Origin of the sequence: Mesorhizobium sp. INR15 (genome assembly GCF_015500075.1) — a bacterium.
Classification (GTDB): Bacteria; Pseudomonadota; Alphaproteobacteria; order Rhizobiales; family Rhizobiaceae; genus Mesorhizobium.
In genome coordinates this window covers 5,490,180-5,514,607 of sequence record NZ_CP045496.1, presented here as the reverse complement: position 1 = coordinate 5,514,607, position 24,428 = coordinate 5,490,180, and the positions used below count along the sequence as shown (strand labels likewise).

Sequence of the window (24,428 nt, the reverse complement as noted above, 5' to 3'; positions counted from 1 at the left end):
CCCCCTGCTGGAAATTGCCGGCGAGGGATAGACTTGATGTAAGGGCAAAGCAATGTGCAAGCATTTTCATAAGTCTTGAACCAGAATTACCATCTCACATCCGGAACACGCCGAAGCGTGTTTCCTCGATCTCGGCGTTAAGTGCCGCCGAAAGGCTGAGTGCCAGCACATCGCGTGTCCTGGCCGGGTCGATGATGCCGTCATCCCAGAGCCGGGCGGACGAGTAGAGCGGGTGCCCTTCATGTTCGTATTTCATCAAGATCGGCTTCTTGAACTTGGCTTCCTCTTCCGCGCTCCATTCACCGCCCTTGCGCTCGATGCCGTCGCGCTTGACCATGGCCAGAACCGTTGCCGCCTGCTCACCGCCCATCACCGAAATGCGGGCATTCGGCCACATCCACAGGAAGCGCGGTGAATAGGCACGCCCGCACATGCCGTAATTGCCGGCGCCGAACGAGCCGCCGATGATCATCGTTACCTTCGGCACCCGGGCAGTGGCCACCGCCATCACCAACTTGGCGCCATCCTTGGCGATGCCGCCGGCCTCGTATTTGCGGCCAACCATGAAGCCGGTGATGTTTTGCAGGAAGACCAGCGGTATCTTGCGCTGGCAGCACAGCTCGATGAAATGCGCGCCCTTCAGCGCGCTTTCCGAAAACAGCACGCCGTTGTTGGCGATGATGCCCACCGGCATGCCGTGGAGGTGAGCAAAGCCGGTGACCAGCGTGGTGCCGTAGTTCTGCTTGAACTCATCGAATTCGGAACCGTCGACGATCCGTGCAATCACCTCGCGCACATCATAGGGCTGGCGCAGGTCCGTCGGCACGACGCCATGGAGCTCGTCCGTTGGATGAAGTGGCGGAATCGATTTCTGTAAGTTCAGGCTTACAGTCTTGTTGCGATTCAGGTTTTTGACGATTCGTCGGCAAATGGCCAAGGCATGTTCGTCGTCCTGCGCGTAGTGGTCGGCAACGCCGGAAAGCCGTGTATGCACATCCGCTCCGCCCAATTCCTCGGCTGTCACATCCTCGCCGGTGGCAGCCTTCACCAGTGGCGGACCGCCGAGAAAAATGGTCGCCTGGTTGCGCACCATGATCGTCTCGTCCGACATCGCCGGCACATAGGCGCCGCCCGCCGTGCAGGAACCCATCACGCAGGCGATCTGCGGAATGCCGGCGGCCGACATGTTGGCCTGGTTGTAGAAGATGCGGCCAAAGTGTTCGCGGTCGGGAAAAACCTCGTCCTGGTTGGGCAAGTTGGCGCCGCCGCTGTCGACCAGGTAGACGCAAGGCAGATTGTTCTGCAGCGCGATCTCCTGCGCGCGCAGATGTTTCTTCACGGTCAGCGGATAGTACGTGCCGCCCTTTACCGTTGCGTCGTTGACGACGACCATCACCTCCGTGCCTTCGACACGGCCGACACCGGCGATCAGGCCCGCCGACGAAATCTCGTCACCATACATCGACCATGCCGCGAACTGGCCGATCTCGAGGAACGGCGAGCCGACATCCAGCAACTGGGCGAGGCGCTCGCGTGGCAGCAGTTTGCCGCGCGAGACGTGCCGCTCGCGCGCTTCTTCCGAGCCGCCGCGCTCGACGGTCGTGGCTTTGTCCGCGATGTCGGCAACCAGCGCCCGCATACGCTCGGCATTGGCTTTGAAAGTGTCTGAGGAGGGAGAGATCTGGGTCTGCAGTGTCGCCATTGTCTTGATACTCCCTCAAAACCCTTGATGCCGTGGCGCAAGCAGTGTATCAGCCCGCGCCCGAACGTCGTGTGCCATGCTTGGCATGCGGTGTTCGTCCGTAACCGACACCTTTAGGAGGCGAAGATGGAAGGCATTGATATGCGTTTCACAAGATGTCTCCCCTCGGCACTGGGCTAACGCCGCCGAAGGGCGGCTTTTCACATCCCGAATTTGAGCAAGAGGAACACGACGCCCGCGCGCGTCGTGGGTGTCACCATGTATCTGCGGTTTGTAACGCCGCTGGTCCATCCGAAGAGCCGGGTGGAGAGCGGCTTTTTCCAGGCATCCTGGTATTTGTACCGGAACGGCTGCTCCGACTGGATTCAAAGCGAGTTGGAGGATCAGTTCGACTGGTTCAACGAGCATCTGCCCATTCCTGGCCGGATTGGCCGGCATTTCAAGCGCCGGAATTCGATCTGGGGCATTTGCTGGTTTGACCCCGACGCCAAGGAGGCGATCGCCCGTGCGCGCTATTGCTCCTGGCTGATCGAGGAGGGCGGTTTGCCCGTGCGTTCGATCACGATGCAACGTCACCGGGAGGTTCTCTGGCAGGACGCCCACCAGATCGTCGCCAAGCCAACCGACGAACTGCCGAAGGCGTTCGGCTAAGGTGGCGGAGGGAGACATCACACTCCCTCCGCCATGATCTCGCGTCCGATCAGCCAGCGGCGGATCTCGCTGGTGCCGGCGCCGATCTCGTAGAGCTTGGCGTCGCGCAGCAGCCGGCCGGTCGGATAGTCGTTGATGTAACCATTGCCGCCGAGCAGCTGAATGGCATCCAGCGCCATCAGCGTCGCTTTTTCGGCGGCGAACAGCACACAGCCGGCGGCGTCCTTGCGCGTCGTCTGGCCACGGTCGCAGGCGGCGGCGACGGCGTAGACATAGGCGCGAGCCGCATTCATGGTCGTGTACATGTCGGCAAGCTTGCCTTGCACCAGCTGGAACTCGCCGATCGGCTGGCCGAATTGCTTGCGTTCATGCACGTAGGGGATTGCCACGTCGAGGCAGGCGGCCATCAGCCCGATCGGCCCGCCGGCCAGCACCGTGCGCTCGTAGTCCAGGCCCGACATCAGCACTTCGACACCACGCCCTTCCTCATGCAGCACATTGTCGAACGGCACTTCGACATTGTCGAACACCAGTTCGCCGGTGTTGGAGCCACGCATGCCGAGCTTATCGAGTTTTTGCGCCACGGAAAAACCGGCCATCGCCTTCTCGATGATGAAGGCCGTGATACCGCGTGATTTACGCTCCGGATCGGTCTTGGCATAGACGACCAGCGTCTCTGCGTCGGGGCCGTTGGTGATCCACATCTTGGTGCCGTTGAGCACATAACGGTCGTTGCGCTTTTCGGCGCGCAGCTTGAGCGACACCACGTCGGAGCCGGAGCCGGATTCCGACATCGCCAGCGCGCCGACGCGCTCGCCCGAACACAGTGCCGGCAGGAATTTCTGCTTCTGCACCGGTGTCGCCCAGCGGTTGATCTGGTTGACACAGAGATTGGAATGAGCGCCATAGGAGAGACCGACCGACGCCGAGGCGCGCGAGATTTCCTCGACGGCGATGACATGGGCGAGATAGCCCATGCCCGAGCCGCCAAAATCCGGGTCGGCGGTGATCCCAAGCAGCCCAAGAGCACCGAGTTCGCCCCATAGATGCGCTGGGAATTCGTTGCTGCGATCGATATCCGCGGCGATCGGCGCTATTTTTTCCTGGGCGAAGCGGCGCACTAGGTCGCGAAGCGCCTCGATGTCTTCGTCATGCCCGAAGCTGAGCGTGTTCGTGTACATGCCGTTCCTCCCCGGTCGTTGCATCGTTCGCGCCAACCAGGCGCATTGTCATTGAAAGATATGTCGCCGTCACTTCAGCGATCGACAATCGTTCGCCGGGCCGGAACCAGACGATGACGCCGGTCATCATCTGGATCAGCGCCATGGCCGTGAGGCCGGTATCCTCGACATTGAAAGCACCGACTTCGACGCCGTCACGCAGGATGGAGCGCAGTTCCTTTTCGTAGGCCGTGCGCTGCTTGAGTATCTGCGTCAGTCTTTCCGGAGAAAGACTACGCAACTCCATGTTGGAGACATGCGTCGCGTGGCGGCGTTCGATGTGGAAGGCGATATGGTTCTCGACATAGGCCGAAAGCCGTGTGGCGGGATCGGCATCGTCGGGCCGCGCCGCATTCCAGGCCGCAATCAAGCCATCCATGTGTTCGCGCATCAGCGTGAACAGAAGCTCTTCCTTGGTCGGGAAATAGCGGTAGAGCGCAGCTGCCTGCACGCCAACCTCAGCGGCCAGCTGGCGCATCGACATCGCCTCATAGCCGTACCGCGCGAGCAGGCTGACCGCTGCTTCGCGGACGGCCGCTTCAGTCTTCTCGCCATAAGATCCGGTCGTGCGCGCCATGCTCATCCCTTGGTGCTGGGAATTTAATAAAACAAACGTTCAATTAATTCAAGGACCGATGTAGGGCTTGTTGGAGCGACAGGGTTGGAATTTAGTTGACTCAGTCCACTAAATATCAGCAAGCTTCGGGATAGCGAAAGGGCTGGATCCAAAATGTTGGACGAACGCAAAGCATTGGTGGCCGAGATCCGCCGTTTCAACCGATTCTATACGCGCACGGTCGGCCTTCTCGACGAGACGCTGACACAGAGCGCATTCACCTTGACGGAAGCGCGCGTGTTGTTCGAACTCGGCCATCGCAGCAGCCCGGCTGCCGCCGGGATCGCCGGAGAACATGGCTTTTTGGCCGAGGCGTTTCATCTGGAGACCGGGCCCGCGGCCTCTGACATTGCCGGGCAGTTGCGCGTCGACGCAGCCTATCTGACACGGATTTTGCGGAAGTTTGCCGGCGAGGGCCTGACCGAGACCCGAGCCGATCCGTCTGATCGGCGTCGGCGCATCCTGTCGTTGACGGTGAGAGGGGAGGCCGCACTCGCCGGGCTGCAGGCTGCCGCCAATCACGATATAGCGAGGCTTGTGGAGAACTTGCCCGATCGCCGGCTGCACGAATTGGGAGATGCCTTGCGCAAGGCGGCCGAACTGCTCGGTGATCCGGCGCACGAAAGCCCGACGGTGAGACTACGGCCGCACCGTGTCGGCGACGTCGGCTGGGTTGTGCAGCGCCAGGCGCGGCTTTATGCCGATGAATATGGCTGGAACATCGAGTTCGAGGCCATGCTCGCCGAGATCGGCGCCGATTTCATCCGCAACTTCGTCCCCAGCCGTGATTTCTGCTGGATTGCCGAACGTGGCGATCAGCCGGTTGGCGCGGTTTTTCTGGTTCATCAGGACGATGAGGCGGCGAAACTGCGGATGCTGCATGTTGAAGCGTCGGCCCGTGGCCTGGGCATCGGCAAACAGCTGGTCGACACGTGCATCGCGCAGGCTCGCGCCTGCGGCTACAAGCGGCTTGTGCTGTGGACGAACGATATTCTCCTTGCCGCCCGCGCAATCTACGAGCGCGCCGGCTTCAAGCTGGTTTCGGAAGAACGCCATCACAGTTTCGGCCAGGATTTGACCGGCCAGACCTGGAAATTGCAGCTCTGAGCTCCCCAGGCCGTTTGGGAACCTAGTTGCCCCGCGCGGCCGCAAGAACGCCCGGAAGCTCCTCGGCGAAAATGTCGAGTTCGTGGTCGAGCCCGACACTGACACGGATGCAGCGATCCAGCACTGGCGCCATCGGTTTGCGGATAAACACGTCGCGCGACAGTAGCCCTTGCAGGACTTTCATGGCGAAGGCGCCGTCGCTGCCGCAGTCGATGGTGACAAAGTTGGTTGCCGAGGGCAACGGCTTCAGCCCGTTCTGCTCGGCGATCGTCGAGATGCGATTGCGGCCGGCCGCGACCCGCGCAACCACCGATTCGAGCCAGGCCTGATCGGCAAGCGCCTCGACGCCGGCGATCTGCGCCATGCGGCTGACACCATAGTGGTTGCGGATCTTCTCGAAGTCTCGGATCACCTCGGACTCAGCAACCGCATAGCCGCAACGTATGCCGGCAAGGCCGTAAGCCTTTGAAAAGGTGCGCATGCGGATGACGTTTGGCCGCGAAACATCGATTGGCGGCAGCGCCGAAGCCGGTCCCAGTTCGCCATAGGCCTCATCGAGCACCAGCATCGTGGTTTCCGGCAGGGCTTCGATGAAGCGGCCAAGCTCCGCTGCTTCCCACCAACTGCCCATCGGATTGTCGGGGTTGGAGAGATAGACCAGCGGCGCTTTCTCCCGGCGCACTGCCGCAAGCAGGCCGTCAAGGCTTTCGCGATCATTGTCATAAGCGACAGTGATCAGCCGGCCGCCGACCCCGGCGACGTGGAAATTGAAGGTTGGATAGGCGCCAAGCGACGTCACCACGGCATCGCCAGGCGCCACATACATGCGCGCCACGAGGCTGAGCAGCCCGTCTATGCCTTCGCCGACAACCACATTCTCAGCCGCAACGTTGAGGTGACCGGCAGCGGCCACCTTCAGGTCATGGTTGTCGGGATCGCAATACATCCACATGTCGCGGGCGATGTCTGCCATGCGCTCGATGACGCGCGGCGAGGGGCCAAAACTGCTCTCATTGGCGCCGATGCGGGCGCGAAAAGCGCGGCCGCGATCGCGCTCCTGCGCCTCGGGACCGACAAACGGCACTGTCGATGGAAGTGCGCCGACAAGCGGCGTGAGGAGAGGGCGCTGGCGCATGGCGAGAACTCGCTTGAAAAGGGCCTTCTTGCTAACGCGCGCGGTCGGGCGGTGCAAGTTGCCGATTGGATTGCAGTCGGTCCAGACTTCCGCACAGCGCCTCGGATGCTGGATTCAGTCCTCATTTTTTGCTAGCGAGATGTGATGAACAATCGTCTGCCGCCCGCTTGGTCCAAGCATCTGAAGGTCGCTTCTGGGCCGAAAGCTTCACCAATCCCGATGGCAAAGCCGCCGATCGTAAAAACAGCGCCGAACGCACCGTCCGATGACATGCTGCTGAGGCAGGCGCTTGAGTTTCAGAAAGCAGGGCAATTCCCTGAAGCGGAAAGTCTGTGTCATCGTGTTCTGGCGCGCGCGCCCAACCATTCCTTGGCGCTGTACATACTTGGCACGCTCGGGCTCGATTTTGATGATGATCTGGCCATCAAATATCTTGCGCGCGCCGCTGCCCAAGAGCCTAACAACCCTCATTATCAGCTCACCCTTGGTGAGGCATGGCTGAAAGTTGGCGATTTTTTGCTTGCGATCAAGCATTTGAAGCGTGCCTGCGAACTGAAGCCCGATCTTTTGGAGGCCATATGCCGACTGGGAGAGGCCTATACCAAGTTTGATCAGGCTGAGATGGCTTTGCCTGCCTACGAGAAAGCACTGAAAATCGATAGCAATTCCGCGCGCGCCCGTACGGGTCTGGCGAAGACACTCATGGGTCTTGGGCGGATGGAAGAGGCAGCCGAGTCTCTCAACGAGACCATCGCCCGGCGCCTCGATGTGGCCGAAGCGTACAATAGCCTTGTGAGCACTCGAAAGTTCTCCACAGAAGCCCCCGAGTTGAACAATATCCTGAGCGAGCTTGGCGATCCGACGGTTTCAGGCGAAGCGGCCAGCATGCTTCATTTGGCGGCGGGCAAGATTTTGAACGATCTAGCCCGCTACGACGAAGCGATGGACCATTTCCAGCAGGCTGCCAGAATCAGGGTCTCTGATAAAGCCTATGATTTTGATATTGATTCTTATCGCAGGCGTGTTGACGCTCTGATCAACCTGTTTGACCCAAAGCTGATTGCAGCCAAGGCGGGCCATGGAGATCCCTCCGATGTGCCTGTTTTCGTGTTGGGAATGCCGCGTTCGGGAACGACTCTGACCGAGCAGATATGCTCCAGTCATCCGGCGGTAGATGGGGCAGGTGAAGTCAACAAATTGAAGCGCATGGCCACTGCGCTGGGGTTGGGGATGGAGGCAACGCCAACATTTGGTCGGCAACTCAGGTCGATGACGGAAGAGAAATCGCGGGCGATGGCTAATGAATACGTTGCGAATCTAAAGCAGTACTCGGCTACGGCGCCTTACATTATAGATAAGATGCCTCACAATTTTGAGAATATCGGATTGATCGGTTTTCTTTTTCCAAATGCTAGGATTATTCATTGCACACGCGATGCGATTGACAATTGCCTATCGTGTTTTATGTCGAATCTCAACGACAGCCATAGCTACAGGTATGATTTGAGGCTGCTTGGTTTGTATTATCGGCAATATGATCGATTGATGCGTCACTGGATGGAGCTATTCCCGGGCCGAATATTTGAGAATCGCTATGAAGCACTTATTTCTGACCAGGAAGGCCAGTCTCGGCGTCTGATAGATTATCTTGGCTTGCCTTGGGACGATGCCTGCCTTCGATTCTTCGACAAGTCTGGGTCGGTCAGAACGCTCAGCCGCTGGCAGGTTCGGCAACCGATATACGCATCCTCGGTAAAGCGCTGGAAGAAATACGGCCGCAAAATTCAGCCGCTGATAGATGCTTTGGGTGACCTCGCGGAACTTTGAACGAATTCAGCTTGGGTTGCGGTGCAGAGAGTCGGCCTCCGTTGATGTGCTTGGTAGCTGGAGGGTAGGCATGCACGGCGGCGTGGAGCTCACGACAAAAGGTGGCCCTCGGCACGTTCGCCTTGTCCGCTGCCACCTGCGACCTGCTGCGCCATTTTCACGCCTTTGCATGCAGGACCTCATTCGGGACGAGGCTATGAGACTCTGCGGATAAGGGGCCGATTGGCAATATCCGCTGGTCTGTCCGGAGCGGGGATGTCGCAGCCGACAAACTTGGCCGCGATCGGCTACATCCTACCCATCAACAACCTATAACGAAAAAAACCCGGCGGTTGCCCGCCGGGTTTCGATGTCACCGAAGTGATATTGATTAGAACGAGCGCTGGAAGCGGAGGATGCCGCCGATGTTGCTCTTCTTGGTCGCGCCGGCCCAGATCGAGTTAGCCGGGGTGTCGTTGCCGACGTTCTGGTAGTCGACTTCGGCCGTGACCGTGAAGCCGGGAACCACGTCATAGGCGATGTTTGCCGCGATGCCGAGGTTCTTCCAGTCGTCATACGATACCTGCGCGTTGAACGAGGTCTTCTCGTTGAACTTGTAGGTGCCGCCGCCCCAGATTGCCCAGTTGCCGCCCCACTGCTTGTAGAAGCCGCGGCCGTGCGCGTCGATGGTGTTGTTGGCATCGTCATTGAGGTTGTTATCGCTGCCGTAGCCGCCCATGACGAACAACGACAGTGCGCTGGACACGTTGACGTCCAAGCGAACCTTGCCAGCGACTTCTTCGTAGTTGCTGTCATATGCAACGACGCCGGTGATCGCACCCCAGCCCTGCGTGTACTTCACGCCGCCGACGACATGCGGAACATAGCTGTCGATGGTGCCGACGACGCCTTCGCCTTCTTCAAGCGAGACCACGGCCGAGAAGCCGTTGCCTGCGTCGAAGTAGTACTGCACGACGTTGGTGTCGAAATCGCCGTAAGGAACCAGCGTATCGTTGATGACGTTGCCGGCGTAGCCGATGAACGTATCGAAAGCCGATTCGTCCTTACCGACGCGGAGACCACCGAGCTGGATCCAGGCGAAGTTCAGCGAGACGTTCTTGTTGCCAGCCGGGTTGCCGAGCGCGTTGCCGTCGGAATCGGAGCTGCCGCTGCCATTCTTGTTGCCGAAGTTGAAGCGGGTCTCGGTGTAGGTCTTCAAGGTGCCGAGTTCGGTTTCCTGGCCGGTCCAGGTCTTCAGCGTGAAGCGGGCGTTCTTCATCCAGGTGGCCTGATCCTTGCCGTCCTGGTGATCGGTGCTACGCGCGCCATCGAATGAACCGATGTCGCCAGCGCCGATGTCGTAGCGGATGTAGCCGCCGATGCGCAGGCAGGTTTCGGTGCCGGGGATGTAGAAGTAACCAGCGCCGTAGACGTCGCAGATCTTGACGTATTCAGCGGGTTCCGGCTCGGCAACGACGACGGCGTCGGCGGCGCGCGCACCGGAAACTGCGATCAGGGCCGCAGCGGAGCCGAGAAGAAGGCTCTTAATGTTCATTTTCTGACCTCCAGTCAGAATCGAACGAAACAGCGGCCTTTTCTGCATGTTTCCGAGCCCGATAGCACCGCGGAAGCGGTGCGAAATCGATCTATCTATTTGTTTTTATGGGATTATCTCTGAGAAGCCGCTGTCGGCTGAGGCAAAAGTGGCGGAGAGGATGGGATTCGAACCCACGAGAAGCTTTTGACCTCTACTCCCTTAGCAGGGGAGCGCCTTCGACCACTCGGCCACCTCTCCGTTGCGCCGCTGGATAAAGAAAAGCGCCGGCACAATCAACAAGCCCGTGTCATTATATGGAAAAAATAAGACCGCGCCGAATGGCCCCTGTTCCGGGATGCGGCGGTTCTGCGGCAATTTCCTGGCCGGCGACTCGGGCCACGCTGATGGCTTAGGCGGGATTCGCCGGATTCGGCCGCGTTGCAAGGGCCGCAACGGGCCTGATGGTTAACAAGAGCTTTCTGAGTGAGGCCAAATCGTGTCATTTGTGCAACAACGATAGGGGATAGCAGCCGAACAGCCCGTTTGCCGGTACGATCGTGGTTGAACGCCGCCGCCTCATGGGTAATGTCGATCTCGAAGGAGCGGCGCGGTGCGCATCTTTTTCGGTAGTGGGGATGGGGCAGGGAACGCTGTCCTTCAGCAAAGAATACCCAGACCCGTTTTTTAACTTTTGACTGGAGGTCAGAAAATGAACATTAAGAGCCTTCTTCTCGGCTCCGCTGCGGCCCTGATCGCAGTTTCCGGTGCGCGCGCCGCCGACGCCGTCGTCGTTGCCGAGCCGGAACCCGCTGAATACGTCAAGATCTGCGACGTCTACGGCGCTGGCTACTTCTACATCCCCGGCACCGAAACCTGCCTGCGCATCGGCGGCTATGTCCGCTACGACATCGGCGTGGGTGACCGCGAAGGCGCGCAGAACGTTCCGGACCACCTGAATGGTGCCTCGCATGATACCTATGCCAAGAATGCCCGCTTCACGCTGAAGACCTGGACCGGCCAGGAAACCGAACTCGGCACCTTGAAGACCTACACCGAAACCCGCTTCAACTTCGGCAACAGCGCTGGCGACTACACCAACCAGAACGTTGGCATCAATCCGTACCTTCCTGGCGGCGCTGTGAACCCGCTATACAATGCGGATGCCAACAATTGGCAGGCTCGCAATTCGGGCGTCTCGCTGAACTTCGCTTGGATCCAGCTCGGTGGTCTCCGTGTCGGTAAAGACGAATCGGCCTTCGATACATTCATCGGCTACGCCGGCAACGTCATCGACGACACGATCGTCGGTTACGGCTCGTTCGACACCAATGCCATCCAGTACTATTTCGACGCTGGCAACGGCTTCTCGGCCGTGGTCTCGCTCGAAGAAGGCGCTGGCAAGAACACGATCGACAGCTATATCCCGCATGTCGTCGGCGGCGTGAAGTACACGCAGGGCTGGGGTGCGGTCACCGGCGTCATCGCCTATGACAGCAACTACGAAGAAGTCTCTGGCAAGGTTCGCTTGGACGTCAACGCCACCAACGAACTGTCGCTGTTCGTCATGGGCGGCTACGGCACGGACAAGAATACCGACCAGAACTTCTTCAAGCTCTGGAACGGCAACTGGGCGATCTGGGGCGGTGGCTCTTACAAGATCAACGAGAAGACCTCGTTCAACGTCCAGGCTTCGTATGACGAAGGCAAGACCTTGGGTCTCGTGGCCAACGTCGCTTACGACATCGTCCCCGGCTTCACGGTCACGGCCGAAGTCGACTACTTCAACAAGGCCAACAGCGTCTATCACGCCAGCAGCGATGGCATCGGCGGTATCCTCCGCTTCCAGCGCTCGTTCTAAGGGCTGGTTCCTTACAGGTGAAATCCAGCCCGGGCGCTTCAACGCCCGGGCTGTTTTGTTTTCGTGACTGAGCCAGAGCAGACAGAAGGAACAGGGGGAACGATAGCTGAATAGAGTCCGCGGTATGATTTCGTGGGATCCACCGCTTGGTGGATGAAATCGACCGTATGACTTAAAACTCTTGAAAGGACGCTTCCAAGTAGGCTAGGTGAGACCTATCCACTCGGGGGTGTGGCTAATAATGACAAACGAAGCGATTCAAGAGGGTGCGCCCTCTGATCATTTTTCGATGTTTTCTTCTCAGAATTCAAAAATAAGATACAGTTACAACAAGATCAGAGAAGTAAAGTCATATAGGGTCGCAGAGCTTTTTTCGGCATATCGGGACATATTGTGGGACGACGGGCGGCATAAATACAATGTCAGTTCGTTCATCGGCGAGATAGATGAGCTCCTGCTAGGAGAGCGTTTCAGCGCCTTCGACCAGAGTACCCTGGACAACCTTATCGGCACCTTGCGCCAGCGCGGCAACAGCAACGCAACCATCAATCGAAAGATGGCTGCTCTCAGCAAACTGCTGCGCAAGGCTCACAAGATGGGGGACATCCATAGCCTGCCTGAGTTCCGCCGCCAGAAGGAGCGGGCGGGACGGATTCGTTTCCTGGAAAGGGACGAAGAAGTCAGGCTGTTCGCGGCGATCAAGAGCCGCAGCGAGGATGCCTACCGGCTTTCCGTCTTCCTCGTCGACAGCGGTTGCCGTCTCGGCGAGGCGCTTGGTCTGATCTGGAACGACATTCAGGAACATCGCGTCAGTTTCTGGATCACCAAGTCCGGTCGCAGCCGCACAATTCCGATGACCGAGCGGGTCAAGGAGGTCATCAAGCTTCCGCCAGCCGAAGGACGCCGCCCAAAAGGGCCGTTCACCAAGCTCAGCCAGGCGCAGTTTCGCGCCATCTGGAATGATGCCAAGGCTGAAGTCGGCCTCGGCGCCGACGACCAGGTGGTGCCGCATATCTTGCGCCACACTTGTGCTTCGCGCCTTGTCCAGGGCGGAATAGACATCTGCCGTGTGCAGATGTGGCTCGGCCACCAGACGCTTTCGATGACCATGCGTTACGCGCATCTGGCCACCAACGATCTCGATGGCTGCGTCATCGTGCTGGAGACACCGCGTTGCAGTGGTTCGGACGGCGGGGCTGGAAAGCCCGCATCATCTCCCTGCACGGTAGTGGCTGAGACCAAGAGCGAACCAGTCGCGGACAAAGCCGCAGCGAAAGTGGTGAAGAAGCGGTCGAAAGTTCAATAGAGCATCGGATCAGATCCGCTGCTGCTGACGACGTGTCAGCCAGAGACAGTTCAAGCCCCGCGATCGGCCTCGATTCGCGGGGTTTTGCGTGGATCAGGAAAGTTGCTCGGCTCTGTCGAGGAACGTGGCGATGTTGTCGGGCAAGTCGCCGGTTTCAAGGAAGGGTGCGTGGCCCTGGCCTTCGACAGTGATCGCTTCCATTGCCGGGTGGCGCTTTTGCATCTCACGCAGCGTTTCGACGGAGAACAGTTTCGAATTGGCGCCGCGTATGGCGAGCAAAGGGATGGCCGCCAGCGCATCGAATTGCGGCCATAGCGACGGCAATGGCTGCGTCAGGTCGAGATTGGCCACTGCGTCGGCCAGCCTGGGATCGAAATCAGGCATCAGGCCGCCATCTGTCAGGTGATAGAGCGCTGACACCATCCGTTCCCAGTCTGAATCCGTGAGGGCCGGGAAGTCCGCGCCATGCACGCGGCGCTGCGCGTCGACCGCCTGGGCAAAGGTCTTCGGTGTCGGCGTGCGCTCAAGGTAGGACTGGATATGAGCAAGCCCGGCCGCCTCGAGCACAGGTCCGATGTCATTGAAAACAATGGCTTTCAATATTGCCGGTCGGATCATGCCCAGCACGTGGATGATCAGCCCGCCGCGTGATGTACCGATGAAGGCCGCTTCTTCGATGCCCAGCGCCGCCAGCCCGGCCAGAGCGTCGCCGGCCTCCACACCAACATTGTAGTTGGCGGCATCGGGGTCACGAGCCGACTCTCCGCGGCCGCGATAGTCGAAGACGATGACCTTTCGTGTGTGCTTTACCCGTGTGGACAGGTACAGTGCCAGTTGATGAAAGTCTCGCGCGTTACGGGTGAGGCCAGGCAGACAGACCACCGGCCAATTTCCTGAATCGGCTTCCCCATAGATCCGGGCATGAAGCTGGAGGCCATCCGGCGCGGCATAGAAGAAGTCGGAAAAATCCGGATTGCTCGACATCTGCACGCTCTGGCTCGCCATCTCAGTTTCGGCCTGACTGCTACAGACGGGGAGGGATTGGGTCAAATCGGGCGAGCGCCCGCGCTAGCGCAAGCAGGACGATGGCAGCCGTTGCTGCCTGGCAATAGCGCCTCAATTCCGGCCATTCACCAGATCGCCGACGATGTCGTACTTGCCGGAAATGCGCATCTTGTAGACTTCATAGTTCTCCATGACGCGCTGCACGTAACTTCTTGTTTCCGTGTAGGGAATCCGCTCGACCCAGTCGACGACGGCGTCGATGTCCTTGCCGCGCGGATCACCATATTTCGCCACCCATTGTCCAGCCCGGTTGGGGCCTGCATTGTAGCCGGCGAAGGTCAGCACGTAGGAGCCATTGAAGCGGCCGAGCTGTTCGCCGAGGAAGGCAGCACCCAGCGTCGCGTTGTAGCCGGCGTCGGTGGTCAGCCGCGCCTGCGAGAACTGTAGCCCGGCCTTCTTGGCCAGTTGCCTGGCGGTGCCTGGCATCAGCTGCAACAGTCCGCGCGCGCCTGCACTGGAGACCGCGCCGACATTGAATTCGCTTTCCTGGCGGGCGATCGCATAGGCCAGCGCCTTGCCCGAACCGGAGATATTGGCCGAATCCGGAATCACGCCAAGCGGATGCGACAGAGCGCCGACATCGATGCCGCGCGCGCCGGCAATCTTGCCGACTTTCAACGCCATGAAATGGTTGTTTTGGTTCTCCGCCAGTACCGCGAGCAGGGCCAGTTCGCCAGGGCTGGTCAGCTGCCCAGCCAGATCGCGATAAAGCGTCTCGGCGTAGCGGTCATACCCTGCTTCCTGCAGTCTTTTGATCGCGCCGACGGCCTCGCGGCCAGCGAAATTCTGGCGATCGGCGGCACTCGGCTGCGGGTAGACGATGCTGAGCGCCTGCCGGCCAACGCGTTCGGCAGCCAACTGGCCATAAAATGTCGTGCCATAGGCGGCGGCCTGGGCGAAATAGTCCTTGGCGCTGCCGGGGCCGCCCACTTCGGCGGCGCGGCCGAGCCAGTAATAGGCGCGCGACAAGGTCATCGGCCCTTGGGCCAGTTCGGCGATGCGGGCGAAATGTGTCGCCGCGAGCTTGGGGTCTTTCAGTCCGCGCAGGGCATACCATCCCGCATGGAATTCCGCATCGGCGGCATTGGCGGCACTTTCGGCGGCATGCGCGGCGACGATCCGGTAGGCTGTCTTCATGTCGCCCTGGTCGACCAGTTCGCGCGACAGCACCCGGCGCTCGACCCACCAGGCATCAGGATCGACCAATGATTCGCGATCAGCCGGCGCCTGCATCACCATTGCGGCGGCGTCGGTAAATTTCTGTTGCTTGCGCAGATACTCGGCCTGAGCGAAGAAATAGCCGGCGGAGCGCTGTGTAGCCGGCACGGCTTGCAACAGTTTCGGGGCGTTCTTGTCACCTTTATCCGCCGCCGCCCAGGCCTTCGCCAACGGTTCCGCATCCGCCAACACGGCGACGCGCTGTGCCGAGCTCGCCCTGTCGGCATAAAACATCCGCTCCATGCGAAAGCGGTGATCAGCAGCCGGGATCAGCGTGCCGAATTCGCCAATGAGCGCGGTCTCGTCCTTGGCCTCTAGCAATGCGGTACGCCAGAATGGCGACAGAACCGAGCGCGCGGCCTTGGCATTGCCCAACGCCACATAGGCATGGGCAAGGCTCATCACACCTTCGAAAGTCTGTGGCTGGCTGCCGTTGAATGCCTGCACCACGGTCTGCGGGGTAGGGTTTTCACGGTAGAGCGCGCGCTCGCTGTTCTTGCGCAAAGCCATTGTGCCTGGCCAGTTCGGCAGCATCTTGGCGGCATCGGCGATGTCGGCGCTTGGTACCTTGTCGCCACCATACAGTGCGATCGCCCACGCCAGAATGTGCCGGTCGAGAGAATTGGCCGGCAAAGCCTCACGCGCGGCGCGGGCGCCGGCGATGTCGTTGGCGGCCAGTGCATCGAGGCCGCCCTTCAGTTGCGCAACGCTGTTGGAGCCGGCGGTATTCGCCGCGTCGGAATCCTGCAAGCTCGCAATTGGGATGGCCGAAGTCATTCGCGGGTCGACGCTGCTGCAAATCGCAATGCCTGGCACCAGCGCCAGCAAGGCACCGAACAGCGCGAAAAGCTGAGGCTTCCTCGTTGGCGTGGTTTCGGTCATTTCCTGTCCTTGACGATCACCAACAGGCATATAGTAAGCCTAGGCCGATGTGGTGAAGGGCCCGTTAACAAAAGGTTATCGAGGCCGTTCGAATTGCGCGTGTTGGCACCATCGCCATGCTTGCCGCGTAACAATGTCGAGACTATGGTGCGCCGCTTCGCTTTCAGCTAGAAGGCGCGACGATAAAACACTGATACATGTCGCCCAAAAGCAGGTACCGGTTTTGGGGCAACGATATGCATTTACAAACAAGTCCCAAGGAGTTGGACGATATGCTGAGAGGCTCGCTTACTGCGCTCGTGACACCGTTCGAAAAGAGCGGGCGTTTCGACGAGAAAGCCTTTCGCACGTTTGTCGCCTGGCAACTCGCTGAAGGCACGACGGGTCTCGTTCCGGTCGGCACCACCGGCGAGTCGCCGACGCTGTCGCATGACGAGCACCGTCATGTCGTCAAGGTCTGCATCGAGGTGGCCAATGGCCGCGTTCCGGTCGTCGCCGGCGCCGGCTCCAACAACACCGAGGAAGCTGTCGGCCTCGTGCAATATGCCGAGAAGGCTGGCGCGGATGCAGCACTTGTGGTCACGCCTTACTACAACAGGCCGACGCAGCGCGGTCTCTACGAGCACTTTGCCGCTGTCGCCCGCGCCACCAAGCTGCCGATCATCATCTACAACATTCCACCGCGCTCGGTGATCGACATGATGCCGGAAACGATGGGCCGGCTAGCGCACGACTTCAAGAACATCGTCGGCGTGAAGGATGCCACCGGCAAGGTCGAGCGGGTGTCAGAGCAGCGCGCGACATGCGGCAAGGATTTTATCCAGCTCTCGGGCGAGGATGCCTCGGCGCTCGGCTTCAATGCGCATGGCGGCGTCGGCTGCATCTCGGTGACATCGAATGTCGCGCCGCGGCTTTGTGCCGAATTCCAGGACGCGACACTTGCCGGCGACAACGCCAAGGCGCTGGAACTGCAGGACCGGCTCCTGCCGCTGCACAAGGCCATCTTCATCGAGCCTGGCGTCTCCGGCGCGAAATATGCGTTGTCGAAGCTCGGCAAGGTCGAGAACGTGCTGCGTTCGCCGCTCGTCACGATCGAGGAATCGACCGCAGCCAAGATCGATGCGGCTATGAAGCACGCCGGCTTGATTAATTAGGGATGAGGCGCCACCTCTCCACATCATGAACCAGGTCAGAAAAGCCGATCCCAACAACAAGACCGTCTCGGAGAACCGCAAGGCGCGGTTTTCCTATGAGGTGCTCGACACGGTCGAGGCCGGCCTGGTGCTGACCGGCACCGAGGTGAAGTCGCTGCGCCAGGGCCAGGCCAATATCCAGGACAGCTATGCCTCGGTCGAAGGCGGCGAGATCTGGCTGATCAATTCCTATCTGCCGGAATATCTGCAGGCCAACCGTTTCAACCACGAGCCCCGCCGCCGCCGTAAACTCCTGCTCAACAAGCGCGAGATGGCGAAACTGTCGCAAAGCGTCGACCGTGAGGGCATGACGCTGGTGCCCCTCAAGATCTATTTCAACGATCAGGGCAGGGCCAAACTGCTACTGGCTGTCGGTCGTGGCAAGAAGCTGCACGACAAGCGCGAGACCGAGAAGCAGCGTGACTGGTCCCGCGAAAAGGGCCGCCTGCTGAAAGAACGCGGGTAACATCAGGTTGCTATTCCTGGTGATGACAGCGCGTGAAGGCCGGTTGGAGATTGCTGTTTGAAGAACCGGATCGTTCTTTGGGGCGCCGCAAGTCTGGTTGTTGCCGGCCTCGCCGCTGCCGGCGGCTTCCACTACTTCCGGACGTTTTCGCCTGATCGCGACAGATATCCGATCCGGGGTATCGATGTTTCCCATCACCAGGGCCGGATCGACTGGCGCCGCGTTGCCGCCGACGATGTCGCTTTTGCCGTCATCAAGGCAACCGAGGGCGGCGACCATGTCGACGATGCCTTCGCCAGCAATCTCCAGGAAGCCCGTGCCGCTGGTCTCGCCGTCGGCGCCTATCACTTCTTCACTTTCTGCCGGCCTGGCGCCGATCAGGCGCGCAACTTCATTTCGGTGGTGCCGCACGATCAGCCCTTGCTGCCACCGGTTGTCGATATCGAGTTCGGCGGCAACTGCCCGCAACGGCCGACATCCGAGCAGCTGAATGCCGAGCTACAGGCGTTTCTCGGGCCGGTCGAGGCGATGTTTGGCAAGCCGGCGATCGTCTATCTGACTGATGAGGCCGCGGATGCCTATTCCGGGCGGATTGCTGTTCGCCCGCTCTGGCGCCGCTCGCTGGTGCTGCAGCCGGATCGAGATGATTGGGTCTATTGGCAGTATCACAACAGGGGCCATGTCGACGGCATCAGCGGCGATGTCGATCTGAATGTCCTGCAGGGTGGGGCTGGTGTCTTGGCATCGCTATATCAGGCCTCACCAGTTTCCGAAGCGCTGCCATCTCCTTGACGCCTCAGGCGCTCGCGGCACCACCTATGCGGCGGCTTGGGAAACCTCCGGTGCGAGCGCCACATTGGCATCGCCCCAGGCCTTCAGCGCTGTAATCACCGGCTCAAGGCTCCTGCCGCGCGGCGTCAGGCTGTACTCAACCTTCGGCGGCACCTCTGCATAGATCTTGCGGGCAATCAGCCCGTCGGCCTCCAGCTCGCGGAGCTGGTTGGTCAGCATGCGCTGCGTGCAGTTTGGAATGCGCCGGCGGATCTCGTTGAAGCGCAGCGTGCCCTCGAACAGATGGTAGAGCACGACGCCTTTCCACTTTCCGTCGATGTAGCGGAGTGTTCCCTCCACGGTGCAGCCCGGGCTGCAATCAAATCGATCGTGGCGGATGCGCGGCACGACGGTATCCTTTTCGACACTATGTGCTTTATATGTGCATTCTTGCGCTTACCGCACATAATTCGCATCTCTGCTCCTGATCGTGCTGAACAGCAATCACGGAGATCAAAATGCGCGCCGTTGGCTACCAAATCCCAGCTCCCATCACCGATGAGGCATCGCTTGTCGACATCGACTTGCCCAAGCCCGAACCGAAGGGCCGTCAGCTGTTGGTCGAGATCAAGGCGATCTCGGTCAATCCTGTCGATACCAAGGTGCGGCGCAACGCCAGCCCCGAAGCCGGTGCATGGCGCGTGCTCGGCTGGGATGCCGCCGGCCAGGTCGTCACGGCCGGACCGGACGCGACCCTGTTCAAGGCCGGTGACGATGTTTTCTATTCGGGGGCTTTGGCACCGCAGGGCACCAACGCCGAGTTCCATGTTGTCGACGAGCGCCTGGTGGGCCGCAAACCCGGCTCAATTGGCTTTGCGCAAGCCGCCGCCCTACCGTTGACGGCGATCACCGCCTGGGAGGCCCTGTTTGACCGCCTCGACGTGAACAAGGCCGTCGCAGGTGCGGCGCGAGCCATCCTGATCGTTGGGGGCGCTGGCGGCGTCGGCTCGATCGCGGTGCAGCTTGCGCGGCAACTGACCGATCTCAAGGTGATCGCCACCGCATCAAGACCCGAGACACGAGAATGGGCGCTCGGCCTCGGCGCGCATTACGTCATTGATCATTCCAGGCCGCTCGCTGCCGAGGTCGCCGCACTGGGCGCCGGCGCACCAGCCTTTGTCTTCTCCACCACCAACACCGACCAGCATCTGGCCGAAATCGCCGAATTGATCGCGCCGCAAGGCCGCTTCAGCCTGATCGACGATCCCCAGTCGCTCGACATCAATCCGTTCAAGCGCAAGAGTGTATCAGTGCACTGGGAGTTCATGTTCACGCGCTCGATGTTCGAGACGCAGGACATGGCCGCGCAGGGCGAGCATCTCAACGAATTGGCACGACTCGTCGATGCCGGAACCATCCGCACGACTTTGGGCGAGACGATGGGTCGTATCAACGCTGCAAACCTGAAGCGAGCCCACGCGCTGATCGAGACCGGCAAGGCCAAGGGTAAGATTGTGCTGGAGGGCTTCTGACCCGCTGGCCGTGGCGCTGCCGCCTGAGACGCCAGTGCTGCTTTCAGCCTTTCAGGAAGGCAGCTATCTCGCTGAAGACGTTGACGAACATTGCTTCGGTCAACACGCCCGTGTTGGTGTTGTAACGTGAACAATGATAGCTGGAAAACAGCGTGATCCCGTCGGCAGGCAACTGTCCGCCATGCTTGAACGGATAGGCGGCAACGCGCTTGCCGAGCGCGCGGACGGTCGATTGGTGGGCGATCGACCCCAGCGCCAGCACGGCGCGCAGCTTGGGAAACCGTGCAATCGTTGGCACAAGGAATGTGCGGCAGGTGGAAATTTCCGCACCCACCGGCTTGTTCTCCGGCGGCACGCAGCGAACCGCGTTGGTGATCGCGGTGCCGACAAGCTCCAGCCCATCATCGGGCCTCGCCTTGAACTCACCGCGCGCAAGACCGTGCGAAATCATTGTGCTGTAGAGCAGGTCGCCGGCATAGTCGCCGGTGAACGGGCGCCCGGTGCGGTTCGCGCCGCGCAGGCCTGGCGCCAGCCCGACGATCAGCAACTGAACCGTATCTTGGCCCTCAGGCGGCAGGAAAGTCGGCACCGGCGCATTGAACCATGACGGTTCGCGCTGCCGCCAATCGGCAATGAAGCCGTGCAGCCGCGGACAGAGCGGGCAGTCGCGATCGGGTTCGGACGCGGTGGCAATGGCAGTAACCAAGGTCGCCGCCTCAGTAGTCGTCTTCTTCGACCTCGGCGGGCTCGGGACGGCGCACGGGCCTCTCGGACGGGTCGCGGCCGACTTCGTTCTTGAGCGTCACAAGGTCGATGAAATGGTCGGCCTGGCGTCGCAGGTCGTCGGAAATCATCGGCGGCTGGGAGGCCATGGTGGAGACGATCGAGACCTTGCGTCCACGCCGCTGCAGCGCCTCGACCAATGTGCGGAAATCGCCGTCGCCGGAGAATATGACATAGTGATCGACAACATCGGCGAGCTCGAGCGCATCGACGGTGAGTTCAATGTCCATATTGCCCTTGATCTTGCGGCGGCCGGTCGAGTCGGTGAACTCCTTGGCCGGTTTTGTCACGACCTTGAAGCCGTTGTAGTCGAGCCAGTCGATCAGCGGACGGATCGAGGAATATTCCTGATCCTCGACCAGAGCGGTGTAGTAGTAGGCGCGCAGGAGATAGCCGCGCTTCTGGAAGCTCGACAGCAGCTTGCGGTAGTCGATATCGAAACCGAGCGCGCGAGAGGTGGCGTAAAGATTGGCGCCGTCGATGAAAAGAGCGATTTTTTCACGAGGGTCAAACATGGAAATATCCTTTTTTGGAAATAAGCGGTCTCTTAAATACGCCGTAACTATCCGTCGGGTTTCGAAATAAGCCGACTGCCATCCACCATTCGGAATAACGCCAGTTTTGCGGCAATCCAAGGGTGAGTTGCCCATCGCAAGCAATTGTGATCGACAGTCGCGGCGCGGCTGCGCAAATCGATTTCGATCAAGAATCCGGTGGTCGAACGACAGATCGGGCGCGGTTCGAGCCGGCTATTGCCATGATGCTTGTATTTTGGCGGCGTTCAGGTTATGGACCGCGCCTGTTTTCCATCAAATCCATCGCATGAAAGGGGCAATCCATGGCCCGCGTAACCGTTGAAGATTGCATCGACAAGGTCGACAACCGCTTCGAACTGGTGCTTTTGGCCGGTCATCGCGCCCGGCAGATCAGCCAGGGCGCGCCGATCACCGTGCCGCGCGACAACGATAAGAACCCGGTCGTCGCGCTGCGCGAGATCGCCGACGAGACCTTGTCGCCCGACGATCTCAAGGAAGATCTGATCCATTCGCTGCAGAAGCACGTCGAAGTCGACGAGCCGGAAGCGGACGGCGAGGTGATCGCCGACCAGACCGGCGGTGCTGTCGCGGCGACCGACACCGACGATGCCGAGGAGAACGTCACCTTCGATCGCATGACCGAAGAAGATCTGCTGGCTGGCATCGAAGGTCTGGTGCCGCCGGAAAAGAGCGACGATTATTGATCTTTGCAGTGACTGCCGACACTTTCGCGTAGGCAGTTTCGTGGCTATCTATGACATGCGCCGTACAACAGTGCGGCGCATGATTCATTTCAGCCCTGTGAGATTGCGCCCATGATGCGTCAGTATGAGCTTGTCGAGCGCGTTCAGCGCTACAAGCCCGACGTCAACGAGGCGTTGCTGAACAAGGCCTACGTCTACGCCATGCAGAAGCATGGCCACCAGAAGCGCGCTTCCGGCGATCCCTATTTCTCGCATCCGCTCGAAGTCGCCGCCATCCTGACCGAAATGCACATGGACGAGGCGACGATTGCCGTTGCGCTGTTGCATGACACGATCGAGGACACGACGGCGACGCGGGCCGAGATCGACGAACTGTTCGGCCCTGAAATGGGCAAGCTGGTCGAGGGCCTGACCAAGCTCAAGAAGCTCGACCTCGTCTCCAAGAAAGCTGAACAGGCGGAAAACCTGCGCAAGCTCTTGCTGGCGATCTCGGAAGATGTCCGCGTGCTTCTGGTCAAGCTTGCCGACCGCCTGCACAACATGCGCACCCTCGACCACATGCCGGAGGCCAAGCGCCTGCGCATCGCCGAGGAGACGATGGAGATCTATGCGCCGCTGGCTGGGCGCATGGGCATGCAAGGCATGCGCGAGGAGCTGGAGGAGATTGCCTTCCGCTTCATAAACCCGGAGGCCCACCGCGCCGTTACCGCGCGGCTCGCCGAAATCTTCGAACGCAACAAGGATGTGTTGTCCGAGATCGAGAGGGCGCTGTCCGCGCTGTTCGAGAAATACGGACTCAAGGCCGATGTGAAGAGCCGCCAGAAGAAACCCTGGTCGGTATTTCGCAAAATGGAAGCCAAGGCACTGTCGTTCGAGCAGCTGTCCGACATTTTCGGCTTCCGCGTCGTTGTCGAGACCGTCGAGGATTGCTATCGCGCCCTCGGCGATATCCACACGACATGGTCGATGGTGCCAGGCCGCTTCAAGGACTACATCTCGACGCCGAAGCAGAACGATTATCGTTCGATCCACACCACCATTGTCGGGCCGTCACGTCAGCGCGTCGAGCTGCAGATACGCACCCGGCAGATGAACAAGATCGCCGAATACGGCGTTGCCGCGCATTCGATCTACAAGGACACCGGCGGCAAGACCAATGGTGCAGCGCATGCGATCTCGAAGGAGACCAACGCCTATGCCTGGCTTCGGCGCACCATCGAGCAACTCGCCGAGGGCGACAATCCCGAGGACTTCCTCGAGAACACCAAGCTGGAACTGTTCCAGGATCAGGTGTTCTGCTTCACGCCCAAGGGCATGCTGATCGCGCTGCCGCGTGGCGCGACGCCTATCGATTTCGCCTATGCGGTGCATACCGATGTCGGCGACACTTGCGTCGGCGCCAAGGTCAATGGCCGCATCATGCCGCTGATGACGGAATTGAAGAATGGCGACGAGGTCGAGATCATCCGCTCCAAGGCGCAGGTGCCTCCGGCCGCGTGGGAATCGGTCGTCGTTACCGGCAAGGCGCGCTCGGCCATCCGCCGCGCCACCAAGAACGCCATCCGCAAGCAATATTCAGGTCTCGGCATCCGCATTCTGGAGCGCTCCTTCGAGCGCGCCGGCAAGACCTTCACCAAGGAGAGCCTGAAGCAGGTGCTGCACCGGCTGGCGCGCAAGGACATCGAGGATGTGCTGGCCTCCGTTGGCCGTGGCGAACTCGCCTCCAGCGACGTCATGAAGGCTGTATTCCCTGACTACAAGGATGAGCGCGTCACCACAGCCGCACCCAAGCGTGAGGAAGGCTGGTCGAAGATCCGCAACGCCGCCGGCATGCTGTTCCAGATTCCGGGCCGCGCGGCGCGCAAGGACAAGGACCAGCCGCGCGACGGCGCCGTGCCGATCCGCGGCGTGCGTGGCGATCTGCCGGTGCGCTTCGCGCCGGAAGGGGCGGTGCCCGGCGATCGTATTGTCGGCATCATGCAGCCGGGAACTGGCATCACAATCTATCCGATCCAGTCGCCGGCGCTGCAGGCCTATGACGATCAGCCCGAGCGCTGGATCGACGTGCGCTGGGACATTGACGAGCGCACCAAGGAACGGTTTCCGGCACGCGTTTCGGTTACCGCCATCAATGCGCCGGGTTCATTGGCCGATATCGCCCAGGTAGTTGCCTCCAACGACGCCAACATTCATACATTGTCGATGGTGCGGACCGCGCCCGATTTCACCGAGATGCTGATCGATCTGGAAGTCTGGGATCTGAAGCACTTGAACCGGCTGCTGTCGCAGCTCAAGGACAATTCGAGCGTCAGCGATGCGCGGCGCGTCAACGGCTAGTTA

Annotated in this window: 21 protein-coding genes and 1 tRNA gene; 11 read left to right on the top strand and 11 right to left on the bottom strand. The window is 60.3% G+C overall.

The features are described 5' to 3' along the window. Positions 1–94: 94 nt before the first annotated feature. Entirely contained in the window at positions 95–1,702 is a 1,608-nt protein-coding gene (locus tag GA829_RS27020) for a carboxyl transferase domain-containing protein (RefSeq protein WP_195175625.1), read from the bottom strand. Between the two features lie 303 nt (positions 1,703–2,005). Here GA829_RS27020 and GA829_RS27015 point away from each other — a divergent pair, with 303 nt between their 5' ends. Continuing rightward, positions 2,006–2,353, top strand: coding sequence for a hypothetical protein (locus GA829_RS27015; RefSeq protein ID WP_258051982.1), 348 nt, complete (start codon positions 2,006–2,008; stop codon positions 2,351–2,353). A gap of 17 nt (positions 2,354–2,370) precedes the next feature. Here GA829_RS27015 and GA829_RS27010 read toward each other — a convergent pair whose 3' ends face one another. Together GA829_RS27010 and GA829_RS27005 are read right to left on the bottom strand one after the other, a co-directional pair. Next, positions 2,371–3,534: an isovaleryl-CoA dehydrogenase gene (locus tag GA829_RS27010; protein ID WP_195175623.1), complete on the bottom strand. Its 1,164-nt coding sequence runs from the start codon at positions 3,532–3,534 to the stop codon at positions 2,371–2,373. Continuing rightward, entirely contained in the window at positions 3,503–4,150 is a 648-nt protein-coding gene (locus tag GA829_RS27005; protein ID WP_195175622.1) for a TetR/AcrR family transcriptional regulator, read from the bottom strand. Before GA829_RS27005 ends, GA829_RS27010 begins: the two co-directional genes overlap by 32 nt. Positions 4,151–4,303: 153 nt before the next feature. Between GA829_RS27005 and GA829_RS27000 the strand changes: the two genes are divergently transcribed. Beyond that, positions 4,304–5,296 carry a bifunctional helix-turn-helix transcriptional regulator/GNAT family N-acetyltransferase gene (locus tag GA829_RS27000; RefSeq protein WP_195175621.1) on the top strand — a complete coding sequence of 331 codons (993 nt, stop codon included), beginning with the start codon at positions 4,304–4,306 and terminating at the stop codon, positions 5,294–5,296. A 22-nt stretch (positions 5,297–5,318) separates the two neighbouring features. Here GA829_RS27000 and GA829_RS26995 read toward each other — a convergent pair whose 3' ends face one another. Further along, a complete protein-coding gene (locus tag GA829_RS26995; RefSeq protein ID WP_195175620.1) occupies positions 5,319–6,431 on the bottom strand; it encodes a pyridoxal phosphate-dependent aminotransferase in 1,113 nt (370 codons plus the stop codon). 144 nt (positions 6,432–6,575) lie between these two features. Here GA829_RS26995 and GA829_RS26990 point away from each other — a divergent pair, with 144 nt between their 5' ends. Then, a complete protein-coding gene (locus tag GA829_RS26990; protein WP_195175619.1) occupies positions 6,576–8,258 on the top strand; it encodes a tetratricopeptide repeat-containing sulfotransferase family protein in 1,683 nt (560 codons plus the stop codon). 370 nt (positions 8,259–8,628) lie between these two features. Here GA829_RS26990 and GA829_RS26985 read toward each other — a convergent pair whose 3' ends face one another. Then, positions 8,629–9,792, bottom strand: a complete 1,164-nt coding sequence (locus GA829_RS26985) for a porin (protein ID WP_195175618.1) — start codon at positions 9,790–9,792, stop codon at positions 8,629–8,631. Positions 9,793–9,941: 149 nt separating this feature from the next. Further along, a tRNA-Ser gene (locus GA829_RS26980) sits at positions 9,942–10,032 on the bottom strand. 451 nt (positions 10,033–10,483) lie between these two features. On the opposite strand from GA829_RS26980, the gene GA829_RS26975 reads away from it, so the two are divergent. Together GA829_RS26975 and GA829_RS26970 are read left to right on the top strand one after the other, a co-directional pair. After that, positions 10,484–11,632 carry a porin gene (locus GA829_RS26975; RefSeq protein WP_195175617.1) on the top strand — a complete coding sequence of 383 codons (1,149 nt, stop codon included), beginning with the start codon at positions 10,484–10,486 and terminating at the stop codon, positions 11,630–11,632. A gap of 289 nt (positions 11,633–11,921) precedes the next feature. Beyond that, positions 11,922–12,938 carry a tyrosine-type recombinase/integrase gene (locus tag GA829_RS26970; protein WP_258052365.1) on the top strand — a complete coding sequence of 339 codons (1,017 nt, stop codon included), beginning with the start codon at positions 11,922–11,924 and terminating at the stop codon, positions 12,936–12,938. 93 nt (positions 12,939–13,031) lie between these two features. Here GA829_RS26970 and GA829_RS26965 read toward each other — a convergent pair whose 3' ends face one another. Together GA829_RS26965 and GA829_RS26960 are read right to left on the bottom strand one after the other, a co-directional pair. Continuing rightward, on the bottom strand, positions 13,032–13,922 hold the full coding sequence (locus GA829_RS26965) for an alpha/beta fold hydrolase (protein WP_195179818.1): 891 nt from the start codon (positions 13,920–13,922) through the stop codon (positions 13,032–13,034). Between the two features lie 132 nt (positions 13,923–14,054). Continuing rightward, positions 14,055–16,103, bottom strand: coding sequence for a lytic transglycosylase domain-containing protein (locus GA829_RS26960; RefSeq protein WP_195175616.1), 2,049 nt, complete (start codon positions 16,101–16,103; stop codon positions 14,055–14,057). Between the two features lie 272 nt (positions 16,104–16,375). On the opposite strand from GA829_RS26960, the gene dapA reads away from it, so the two are divergent. Genes dapA through GA829_RS26945 form a run of 3 tightly spaced genes read left to right on the top strand, consistent with a single transcriptional unit; the run spans position 16,376 to position 18,554 of the window. Next, positions 16,376–17,257 (top strand): 4-hydroxy-tetrahydrodipicolinate synthase, encoded by an 882-nt coding sequence (dapA, locus tag GA829_RS26955; protein WP_195175615.1) that lies wholly within the window; start codon positions 16,376–16,378, stop codon positions 17,255–17,257. Between the two features lie 25 nt (positions 17,258–17,282). Next, the gene (gene smpB / locus GA829_RS26950; RefSeq protein ID WP_172230692.1) at positions 17,283–17,762 is read left to right on the top strand and encodes an SsrA-binding protein SmpB; all 480 of its coding nucleotides are present in this window, start codon (positions 17,283–17,285) and stop codon (positions 17,760–17,762) included. A 57-nt stretch (positions 17,763–17,819) separates the two neighbouring features. Further along, positions 17,820–18,554 carry a glycoside hydrolase family 25 protein gene (locus GA829_RS26945; RefSeq protein ID WP_195175614.1) on the top strand — a complete coding sequence of 245 codons (735 nt, stop codon included), beginning with the start codon at positions 17,820–17,822 and terminating at the stop codon, positions 18,552–18,554. 24 nt (positions 18,555–18,578) lie between these two features. Here GA829_RS26945 and GA829_RS26940 read toward each other — a convergent pair whose 3' ends face one another. Beyond that, a complete protein-coding gene (locus GA829_RS26940; protein WP_195175613.1) occupies positions 18,579–18,941 on the bottom strand; it encodes a winged helix-turn-helix transcriptional regulator in 363 nt (120 codons plus the stop codon). A gap of 110 nt (positions 18,942–19,051) precedes the next feature. Here GA829_RS26940 and GA829_RS26935 point away from each other — a divergent pair, with 110 nt between their 5' ends. Beyond that, positions 19,052–20,065, top strand: a complete 1,014-nt coding sequence (locus GA829_RS26935; RefSeq protein WP_195175612.1) for a zinc-binding alcohol dehydrogenase family protein — start codon at positions 19,052–19,054, stop codon at positions 20,063–20,065. Positions 20,066–20,108: 43 nt separating this feature from the next. Here GA829_RS26935 and GA829_RS26930 read toward each other — a convergent pair whose 3' ends face one another. Further along, positions 20,109–20,771: a uracil-DNA glycosylase gene (locus tag GA829_RS26930; protein WP_195175611.1), complete on the bottom strand. Its 663-nt coding sequence runs from the start codon at positions 20,769–20,771 to the stop codon at positions 20,109–20,111. 10 nt (positions 20,772–20,781) lie between these two features. Next, positions 20,782–21,363 carry a LabA-like NYN domain-containing protein gene (locus GA829_RS26925; protein WP_195175610.1) on the bottom strand — a complete coding sequence of 194 codons (582 nt, stop codon included), beginning with the start codon at positions 21,361–21,363 and terminating at the stop codon, positions 20,782–20,784. A 323-nt stretch (positions 21,364–21,686) separates the two neighbouring features. Here GA829_RS26925 and rpoZ point away from each other — a divergent pair, with 323 nt between their 5' ends. Both rpoZ and GA829_RS26915 read left to right on the top strand, forming a co-directional pair. Next, on the top strand, positions 21,687–22,088 hold the full coding sequence (gene rpoZ / locus GA829_RS26920) for a DNA-directed RNA polymerase subunit omega (protein ID WP_195175609.1): 402 nt from the start codon (positions 21,687–21,689) through the stop codon (positions 22,086–22,088). A gap of 111 nt (positions 22,089–22,199) precedes the next feature. After that, positions 22,200–24,425, top strand: coding sequence for a RelA/SpoT family protein (locus tag GA829_RS26915; protein ID WP_195175608.1), 2,226 nt, complete (start codon positions 22,200–22,202; stop codon positions 24,423–24,425). The last annotated feature ends 3 nt before the right edge of the window (positions 24,426–24,428 follow it).

What these genes read in the sequence shown, in the direction of transcription:
- GA829_RS27020 (WP_195175625.1), bottom strand. Translation starts at nt 1,702, where the DNA reads ATGGCGACACTGCAGACCCAGATCTCTCCCTCCTCAGACACTTTCAAA.
- GA829_RS27010 (WP_195175623.1), bottom strand. Translation starts at nt 3,534, where the DNA reads ATGTACACGAACACGCTCAGCTTCGGGCATGACGAAGACATCGAGGCG.
- GA829_RS27005 (WP_195175622.1), bottom strand. Translation starts at nt 4,150, where the DNA reads ATGGCGCGCACGACCGGATCTTATGGCGAGAAGACTGAAGCGGCCGTC.
- GA829_RS27000 (WP_195175621.1), top strand. Translation starts at nt 4,304, where the DNA reads ATGTTGGACGAACGCAAAGCATTGGTGGCCGAGATCCGCCGTTTCAAC.
- GA829_RS26995 (WP_195175620.1), bottom strand. Translation starts at nt 6,431, where the DNA reads ATGCGCCAGCGCCCTCTCCTCACGCCGCTTGTCGGCGCACTTCCATCG.
- GA829_RS26990 (WP_195175619.1), top strand. Translation starts at nt 6,576, where the DNA reads ATGAACAATCGTCTGCCGCCCGCTTGGTCCAAGCATCTGAAGGTCGCT.
- GA829_RS26985 (WP_195175618.1), bottom strand. Translation starts at nt 9,792, where the DNA reads ATGAACATTAAGAGCCTTCTTCTCGGCTCCGCTGCGGCCCTGATCGCA.
- GA829_RS26975 (WP_195175617.1), top strand. Translation starts at nt 10,484, where the DNA reads ATGAACATTAAGAGCCTTCTTCTCGGCTCCGCTGCGGCCCTGATCGCA.
- GA829_RS26970 (WP_258052365.1), top strand. Translation starts at nt 11,922, where the DNA reads ATGTTTTCTTCTCAGAATTCAAAAATAAGATACAGTTACAACAAGATC.
- GA829_RS26965 (WP_195179818.1), bottom strand. Translation starts at nt 13,922, where the DNA reads ATGTCGAGCAATCCGGATTTTTCCGACTTCTTCTATGCCGCGCCGGAT.
- GA829_RS26960 (WP_195175616.1), bottom strand. Translation starts at nt 16,103, where the DNA reads ATGACCGAAACCACGCCAACGAGGAAGCCTCAGCTTTTCGCGCTGTTC.
- dapA (WP_195175615.1), top strand. Translation starts at nt 16,376, where the DNA reads ATGCTGAGAGGCTCGCTTACTGCGCTCGTGACACCGTTCGAAAAGAGC.
- smpB (WP_172230692.1), top strand. Translation starts at nt 17,283, where the DNA reads ATGAACCAGGTCAGAAAAGCCGATCCCAACAACAAGACCGTCTCGGAG.
- GA829_RS26935 (WP_195175612.1), top strand. Translation starts at nt 19,052, where the DNA reads ATGCGCGCCGTTGGCTACCAAATCCCAGCTCCCATCACCGATGAGGCA.
- GA829_RS26925 (WP_195175610.1), bottom strand. Translation starts at nt 21,363, where the DNA reads ATGTTTGACCCTCGTGAAAAAATCGCTCTTTTCATCGACGGCGCCAAT.
- rpoZ (WP_195175609.1), top strand. Translation starts at nt 21,687, where the DNA reads ATGGCCCGCGTAACCGTTGAAGATTGCATCGACAAGGTCGACAACCGC.
- GA829_RS26915 (WP_195175608.1), top strand. Translation starts at nt 22,200, where the DNA reads ATGATGCGTCAGTATGAGCTTGTCGAGCGCGTTCAGCGCTACAAGCCC.